Below are 565 nucleotides of genomic sequence, written 5' to 3' on the forward strand. Positions count from 1 at the left end.
CGGCCGATGCCAACCGCGCCCCGCAGGTCGGCGTGTCCACCGGCGTATCGCGGCAGGCGGGCGCCAACACCGCCACGGGCGGCCCGGTGCCGGCCACGCTGGCCACGGCGGGCTTGAACGTGTCGTATGAGCTCGACCTGTTCGGCCGCCTGTCGCAGGCCAGCGATGCCGCGCGGCTCGACGCCCAGGCACGCGATGCGCTGCTGCAGAGCACGCGGCTCATGGTGCAGGCCGACGTGGCGCAGACCTATCTGCAATGGCGTGCGGTGCAGGCCGAGCGCGTGCTGGTGGAGGAAAGCCTGGCCGCCTACCGCGACACGCTGCGCCTCACGCAGCGCCGCTACCAGGCGGGCGACGTGGCCGAGCTGGACCTGGCACGCGTGCAGACGGAAGTGGCCGCCACCGAATCGGAGGCGCTCGCGTTGGAGCGCCAGCAGGTGCTGCTGAACAACGCCCTGGCCGTGCTGGTGGGTGACGTGGCGAGCGGCTTCGCCGTGGCGCCTGCGGGCAGTGCAGGCGCGGCGGCTGCTGGCGAAGCGGTGCTGCCCGTGATCCCGGCCGGCGT

General features: G+C 73.8%; 1 protein-coding gene. It reads left to right on the forward strand.

The window, feature by feature from the left end; translation table 11 throughout:
* Positions 1-565 (forward strand): TolC family protein (locus AC27IQ_RS26845; RefSeq protein WP_487091519.1); only part of this gene is annotated, 565 nt, incomplete at both ends.

The sequence above is a fragment of the Acidovorax sp. KPB24-07 genome (assembly GCF_057543315.1).